The 6,763-nt window shown below is 65.5% G+C and carries 11 protein-coding genes; 7 read left to right on the top strand and 4 right to left on the bottom strand.

The annotated features are described in order from the left end of the window. Together MKK84_RS22490 and MKK84_RS22485 are read left to right on the top strand one after the other, a co-directional pair. On the top strand, nt 1-181 hold a 181-nt coding region (locus tag MKK84_RS22490), incomplete at its 5' end, for a hypothetical protein (protein WP_243923859.1). Further along, entirely contained in the window at nt 178-381 is a 204-nt protein-coding gene (locus tag MKK84_RS22485) for a hypothetical protein (RefSeq protein WP_243923857.1), read from the top strand. The genes MKK84_RS22490 and MKK84_RS22485, both read left to right, overlap by 4 nt. Before the next feature lie 7 nt (nt 382-388). Here MKK84_RS22485 and MKK84_RS35535 read toward each other — a convergent pair whose 3' ends face one another. Genes MKK84_RS35535 through MKK84_RS22475 form a run of 3 tightly spaced genes read right to left on the bottom strand, consistent with a single transcriptional unit; the run spans nt 389 to nt 2,302 of the window. Further along, the gene (locus MKK84_RS35535; RefSeq protein ID WP_279599659.1) at nt 389-595 is read right to left on the bottom strand and encodes an HGGxSTG domain-containing protein; all 207 of its coding nucleotides are present in this window, start codon (nt 593-595) and stop codon (nt 389-391) included. Beyond that, nucleotides 510-1,301 (bottom strand): hypothetical protein, encoded by a 792-nt coding sequence (locus tag MKK84_RS22480; RefSeq protein ID WP_243923855.1) that lies wholly within the window; start codon nt 1,299-1,301, stop codon nt 510-512. Before MKK84_RS22480 ends, MKK84_RS35535 begins: the two co-directional genes overlap by 86 nt. Beyond that, complete coding sequence (locus MKK84_RS22475) at nt 1,298-2,302, bottom strand: site-specific integrase (protein ID WP_409566534.1); 1,005 nt, start codon at nt 2,300-2,302, stop codon at nt 1,298-1,300. Before MKK84_RS22475 ends, MKK84_RS22480 begins: the two co-directional genes overlap by 4 nt. A 236-nt stretch (nt 2,303-2,538) precedes the next feature. On the opposite strand from MKK84_RS22475, the gene MKK84_RS22470 reads away from it, so the two are divergent. The 4 genes from MKK84_RS22470 to MKK84_RS22455 all read left to right on the top strand — a co-directional run bounded on the left by MKK84_RS22470 (nt 2,539) and on the right by MKK84_RS22455 (nt 4,795). After that, nucleotides 2,539-3,165, top strand: coding sequence for a ParA family protein (locus MKK84_RS22470; protein WP_243923851.1), 627 nt, complete (start codon nt 2,539-2,541; stop codon nt 3,163-3,165). Between the two features lie 95 nt (nt 3,166-3,260). Beyond that, complete coding sequence (locus tag MKK84_RS22465) at nt 3,261-3,488, top strand: hypothetical protein (protein ID WP_243923849.1); 228 nt, start codon at nt 3,261-3,263, stop codon at nt 3,486-3,488. A gap of 259 nt (nt 3,489-3,747) precedes the next feature. Next, nucleotides 3,748-4,392, top strand: coding sequence for a DUF433 domain-containing protein (locus MKK84_RS22460; RefSeq protein ID WP_243923847.1), 645 nt, complete (start codon nt 3,748-3,750; stop codon nt 4,390-4,392). Continuing rightward, entirely contained in the window at nt 4,358-4,795 is a 438-nt protein-coding gene (locus tag MKK84_RS22455; RefSeq protein ID WP_243923845.1) for a DUF5615 family PIN-like protein, read from the top strand. Before MKK84_RS22460 ends, MKK84_RS22455 begins: the two co-directional genes overlap by 35 nt. A gap of 433 nt (nt 4,796-5,228) precedes the next feature. Here the strand turns inward: MKK84_RS22455 and MKK84_RS22450 are convergent, their stop codons facing one another. Further along, a complete protein-coding gene (locus MKK84_RS22450) occupies nt 5,229-5,972 on the bottom strand; it encodes a Crp/Fnr family transcriptional regulator (RefSeq protein ID WP_243923843.1) in 744 nt (247 codons plus the stop codon). A gap of 274 nt (nt 5,973-6,246) precedes the next feature. Here MKK84_RS22450 and MKK84_RS22445 point away from each other — a divergent pair. Then, a partial coding sequence (locus MKK84_RS22445; RefSeq protein WP_243923841.1) for a Crp/Fnr family transcriptional regulator occupies nt 6,247-6,763 on the top strand: 517 nt, incomplete at its 3' end.

Genomic DNA, 6,763 nt, shown 5'->3' with positions numbered 1-6,763 from the left:
CACCGATCCCCGCCGTCCCGGCCCTGAGAACGATCCTGCCGACGACAGCAACATGGCCGAGACTGAGCGCCACGAGCTTGTGGCCGAGGCCGCCGCCATCTTTGGCCCCGAGGCTGCAGCAGAACTCGCTGCGACCTTGCGCGTGCCGTTCGAGGCTTCCCAGCCGGAGGTTAGGCCATGACCCCGCGCGAGCGCTCCGCTTACAACGCCGGCATCGAGGCGGTCCGGCAGATGGCGATGGTTTCGGCCGTCACCATCGAGACGCGAGACGATGCCGGCCGCGTCCAGAGCCAAGCCGCCGTCGCAACCCTCCAAGCCTTGGCTGAAGGTGCGCGAGACCTGATGTTGCGGGCCGACACTGCGGCGCCTGAAAGTGCTTAGACTCCCGTCACTCGCCGGCAGGAAGATCGGCCAGCCCTGCCCGCGATGACATCAGCACGGCTCGGCACCGGCGCCGGAACGCAACCTCCTCAGCGGTGTGTAGCCCGGTCCGATAGGCTCCATTCCGCTCACCCCGCGGTGCGCCGCTTCCCGCCGATCCGCCGTGCATCCTGCATCGGGCCCTCCCCTTCACGGCCGGCGAAAGGCACTGCATCCCGGTCCGAGTCTGCGCACAGCACCTCGGGCTGAGCCTGAATTGCGAGGGCTGCCGAGCCAGTAAGTGCATGGGGTTGTCTTTCATTTTCCAGGTACCCCCGGGCGGTTGGCCCGGTGACATTGCCCACGATCGCTTGACCGCCTTCGTAGACGTGGACGTGTTCGACCCGCACGGTCTGCTCACCACCACGGCGCAACTTCGCCAGTGCTTCAACCTGCTGGGTATAGGTGCGCATCAGCTTGTTCGCGAGATTGCCCATAGCCTCCGCGACATCGGGGGCCGAGGTCTGGCAGGCCTTGCTGAGCGCCTGCATCGCGGCCTGGTGCGTCGTCGCCATCTGCACCGCGAGCATCCCCTCGACCTCGTTCTCGGGACGCACCGCCTCGACGGCCGACAACATGCTGTTGGTGGCGCTCTCGGCTGTTTCGGGCTGCGCCAGAGCGATCCGCGACATGTGCCGGAGCTGTGTTTGCCCGAAGCTCACCGAGGCGCCGCCCACGGCATCGTTGACCCGCGCCGCCCAGCCGCCCACGTCGGCAGTCGGGGCGCCGAGCCTCATGGGCTCGCCCTCTTCGTTCGCCCGGAGCTTCACGGACACCGGCTGCCTGCGCCCCAGCATCCGCCGCATGGCGTCGATCGCGGCCACATCTTCGGTCGGGCTTGGCGTCGCCGCAACCGCCTTCCTCGCCTTCGTCCGCGTCATAGGAACCCGCTCCCCGAGTGGCCTTTGAAGGCGTTGGCGCGCCTGATGTACCCGACGACCGTCCGCGGATCCCGGTGTCCCGACTGATCCATGATCCGGGCGAGATCCGCTCCGCGCTCAGCCGCTGTCGTGATGTAGCCGGCCCGCAGGCTGTGCGCCCCGAAGGTCGAGGCATCGAGCCCGGCGGCCGTGCAGTAGGCCTGCAGGATGTTGGCGACGGACCGGTCTGTGAGGCGAGGTAATTTCGGGGCAGAATGACCCGAAACCCCACCAGAGGTCGAAGGTGGTTCAATTTGCACCACCCGCACCCTCCCCGACCGTGACACTGGCCGAAACACTGGCCCTGACGTGATGCCGGCCGCCTCCAGCCATTCCCGCACGAGCGCCACCGGCCGGACGAAGCGGCCATGCGGGATCGCCTTCTCGAAGCCCCTGCCCTCTTGGTCGACCTTGGACCGACGGACCATGACGCGCAGGCCCTCGGGATCCTCGCGCAGGTCCTCGACATCAAGGGCGACAAGTTCGGACCGGCGGAACGCTCCGGCGAAGCCGAGCGCCAACAGCGCCCGATCGCGCTTGCCAGCCAAGTTGTCGGGAGTCCGCATCAATAGGGCCGCCAAGACATCGGCGGTTGCGGCGGCCTTCTGTGTCGGGGCCACGCCGACCTTGCGCCGGGCTCCCTTTATGGCGGACCGCACCCCTTCGTCGTCTGTCGGGTCCGCGGCCTTCGCCAGCTTGTGTGCGTACCGGATCGCAGCGAGCCGCCGGCCAAGCGTCGAGGCGGCTCGGCCATCCTCCGCTTCCGAGACGATGAACGCCGCCACGGCCTCGGGGCTCGCCGGCAGGGACCGGAAGCCGAACCGGGCGCACCAGTCCTGGAACACCCGTGCATCGGACGTGTAGGCCCGCACGGTAGAGTCCGCTTTGCTGGCCTGCTGATAGGCACGAACGATCGCGGCGGCTTCCGCTGGTAGGCCGGAGCTATCGTCTGGCGACGGGATAACAGGCGGCTGGCTCACGTTCAAACTTTCGAGAATGACCGTTATCGGAAACTATAGCAGCCCACGGCCGCGCAGTCACGCATCTACACAGTCGCGCAGTCACATAATCACGCAATCGCGCATGGGGGACGGTCCGTGTCGCCGCGGCCACGCCGGCACTCGAACCCGACCAGGATGCTGCCCGTCATGCGATTGCGCGCTTGTGCGGCTGCATAGTCATGTGACCACGTAGCTGCATGCGCATTCTCTCCCTCGCCAGTCAGAAGGGCGGCAGCGGCAAGAGCACCCTTGCCGGCTCGCTCGCCGTCGCAGCCCGCCAGGCTGGGGAGCGGGTCGTCGTCGTCGACCTCGACCCGCAGGGCTCGCTCGCCGAGTGGGGCCGCCAGCGTGAGGCCAAGGATATCGTGTTCCGCGAGGTCGAGCCGAATGCCTTGGTCCGGTGGGTGGCCGAGACCCGCAAGGTGGCCGCAGTGTCCTTGGTCATCATCGACACCGCCGGCACGTTCGGTCCCGAGGTCGATGCCGCGCTGAAGCAGTCCGATTTCATCCTGGTCCCGGTCCGGCCGTCGGCGCTCGACCTGCGTGCGGCCCGGCCGACCGTCGACCGCATCGAGGCACTGAAGCGCCGGTTCGGCTTCGTCCTCAACGCCACGAATCCGGTCACGCAGGGTCGGACCGCCGATGCCCTCGCAGCCCTGGAGGCCGGCGGCATCGTCGCCCCGCCGGTGGCTGACCGGACCGACTTCCGGGATGCGGCCGCGTCCGGGCTCGGCGTGACCGAGATCAACCCGGCCGGGAAGGCAGCCGCCGAAATCGTCGCCCTGTGGGAATGGACCAAGGCCCAGATGGAGAGCGCCGCGTGAGCAAGCCCCCGGTCCCCAAGCTCTCGCAGCAAGGCATCTTCAACAAAGCATCTAATCACGCAACTACACAGTCACCTGATGATGCGCCTGCGCAGTTGCGTGACGATGAGATCCCGGGCGGCAAAGGGCAGGGCAGGGCGGCGCGGGGCACACGCGAGGGCGACGTCCACCGCAGCCTCTACGCCAAGCCCGAGACCTTCGACCTGATCCGCCGCCTCGCGTTCGAGAAGAACACGACGGCCCAGGCGCTCTACCGCGAGGGGCTGCTGCTCATGCTGCAGAAGCACGGTCAGGCCACCGGCAAGGACGGCGAGGACATCTAACCACACAGGTGCGCGAACACGTGGTTATGTGATCACGTGAGTGCGCAGCTATATGCCTGTGTACCAGCCGCGGACGCGGTCGGGATGTGCGCGAAGCCGGGCGAGCCGTGACGGTATGGCCGCCCGGCGAGCGCCCTGAGCAAATTCTTTGACGATATTCGTGTGATATTCGCCGATCGTGGGCCACGAAGTCCGGGGCCGGTGGAGCGCGACGCGGTGCCCATTTGCCCAGCCGGTGACTCACGATATGTCTCTGTGCATGACGACGGCCGGATCCAGGACCGTCATCGCTGCCTTCACCGAGGAAGAGGCGCAGCGCCTGACGGGCATCAGCCTGACGCAGCTCAGGTATTGGAGACGCTTGTCCTTTTTCGTGCCGAGCCTGAAGGTCGAGATGAGCGAAGGCGAGGAGACGCGCCTCTACTCGTTCCGTGACCTCATCTGTCTGCAGGTGCTGGACCGGCTGCGGAATGAGAACGGCGTCTCGCTGCAGCACCTCTGCGACGTGAAGGCGAAACTCGTCGATCTGGGCGATGATGTGTGGGCGAGAACGACGCTCTACGTCCTCAATAAGCGCGTCGTCTTCAACCACCCCGAGACGGGCCGGCGAGAAGAGGTCACGACCGGCCAAGGCGTGCTCAGCATCCCGCTGGAAATCGTGCGGTCCGACATGGAGCGCAACGTCCGACAGCTGCGCACGCGGAGCTCTGACAATTATGGAAGGGTCCAGAGCGTCCGAGGGGTCGCAAGGAGCAACCCCGTGATCGCTGGTACGGCGATCCAGGTCGCGAGCATCAAGGCCTATGCTGACGCCGGCTACACGGTCCAGCAGATCATCGAAGAATACCCGACGCTGACGGAGCGCGACGTTGAAGCGGCCCTGGCCCACGCCGCCGCTGCCTGAGGCCGCCCCAGCAAAGCTGATCATTCGCGTCCTCCTCGACGAAGGCGTGCCTGTCTCTGTAGCGCGGGCGTTCGAGGGATGCGGCCATGTAGCTATCCGGCACGCAGATGTCTTGGCTCCGGGCTCGGACGATTTGCTCGTTGCGCGAGCCGCGCAAGTCAATGACGCGACGCTGATCGCGGTCGACAAAGACATGAAGCGCATCACCGGCCGCTACGGAGAGGCAGATCCGAAATTCCAGCTGCTCAACGTGATCAAAATCGGCTGCTCAGAACCGCTCGCTGCCGCACGGATAGAGCAGGCGATGGAGCTCATCGAGCTGGAATGGCGATTTCGCTGCCAGCAGCGCGGACGACGTCTCTACATTGAGATAGGGCCGCACTGGATACGCACTCACCGTTAGGAGGGCCGCTCATCGAGCAAGAAACTCAATGGCCCCATCACATGATCGCGTGATTATGTGATTATGCGCTTGCACGATTATGTATCTGCGCTCCAGCCGCGGAGTGGTCAGGTTGCGCGCGAAGCCGGGTGAGCCATGATGATATGGCCGCCCGGCTAAGCGCCCGGGGACGGCAGAGCAAAGCCTAAGGCTCAAGCTGCGCGTGTCAGCCGTTGTTCGATCCAACCCTGTGCCTCGCCAAGATCCGTGAACGTGGGTGGGGTCGCGGTGTTTACCCGCCCAAATCCCACCTCCAAGTACCACTTCCCAGCCTCATCCTCATACTCGTCGGAGAGGCGCACCAGCACTGCCACCAAGGAGCCATCGTGGAACACCAGTCGGCTCTCCTGATCAGCATCCCCAGTCGCGACCTGGATAGGCTGGAGGCGTAGGCTCATGCGGCGGCTTGATCACCCAGATGCAGATACTCGGACTTGAACTCCGCCAGTAGCTTGAGGCGTGGCAGGTCCAGGATCGTCAGGTGCCTCTGCTGAAGTTCAATCAGCCCTTCCGACCGGAGTTCCCGGAGCGAGCGGTTCACGTGCACGCTCGTCTGCCCCGTCGTGTCAGCGAGATCCTGTTGAGTAAGGGGTAGCTCGAAGCGGTTCCCGTCTGCCCGGCCGATTGCTCGCAAGCGCAGGTGCACCTCGCAGAACAGGTGCGCGAGCTGCTCCACGGTCGTGCGGCGGCCGACGTTCGACAGCCACTCGCGCAGGGTCGCCTCGTCCACCAGCTTAGACTTCCGCAGTGCGGCCGCGACGGCCGGACGTTGCAACAGGTCCCAGATCGTATCGGGCGCAATCCGCGCGACCCTGCAGGCCGACAGCGTACAGATCGAATGATCCATGGCTCTGAGCAATGCCCCGTCCACGTCGCCCGCATCGCCAGGAATGAGGTAAGCCACGATCTGCCGCGTGCCGTTTCCCCGTAGCTTGTAGCGACAGGCGAAACCGTCCAGGATCAAGAACATGCCATCCGGCGGCTCGCCCTCGCGGATCAGATCCGTTCCAGCTGAGACAACCTGCGGGTTCTCGCTGATCTTCAGCAGCGCGGCTCGGTCCGCCTCCGGCAGCGGTACGAAGCCCTCCAGTTTGCGCAGGAATGGATTGCCCGCAGCCTCAAGCTTGCTGTCCGCCATGATCCCCCGCGCCCTCCCGTGAGCCAGTCGGCTCATCGTGGTTCCCGTCATATGTTGGGACCGCACTTAGCTTAGGTTAGCTCGCGCGCAACCCGGTTCGGTTCCCCGGTGTGAAAGCCGACGTTCGGAGCTTTGTCGGAGATCACACGCAACGCTCGGCAGCATTGCCGCTGCTGTGACGCGGCAGTAGGCCGGTCGCACCGTCTGCACACTGTTCGGGGCGTGGGCGGCTGGGAGACGCGACCGTGCTCTTGCCTCGACGTAGGAAAGAGCCGTGGACCAGCCTCAACGGTCGAGTATCAGCAACCGTCTCCTGAAGATGCTGTCGGATGAGGATTTCACTCGGCTCGCTCCACACCTGCATCTCGTGGAACTGCCACTACAACACATGTTGATCGAAGCCAGCCAGCCGGTGGAGCACCTCTACTTCATCGAGAGCGGCATATCATCGATCACCAACGAGGGCTCGTTGGGTAGGGTCGAGATCGGCATCGTCGGCCGCGAAGGTGTGTCCGGTGCCGTGCCGGTGCTGACCGGCGGCGACCGCATCCCGAATGACCAGTACATGCAGCTACCCGGCGAGGGATACCGCATCGACGCGGACGTGCTGAGCGCGGCGGTCGAGGAGAGCCGCTCGTTGCGTCGGCTTCTGCTGCGGTACGTGCAGGTGGAGTTCGTGCAGGTGCGCCAGACCGCCTACGTCAACGCCACCTACACGATCGAGACCCGCCTCGCGCGCTGGCTACTGATGTGCCACGACCGGGTGGACGGCGACGAACTGCGGGTCAAGC

Source organism: Methylobacterium sp. E-065 (assembly GCF_022829605.1).
Classification (GTDB): Bacteria; Pseudomonadota; Alphaproteobacteria; order Rhizobiales; family Beijerinckiaceae; genus Methylobacterium.
Note: the sequence above shows the minus strand (reverse complement) of the source record. Positions and strands in the feature narration are given on the sequence as shown.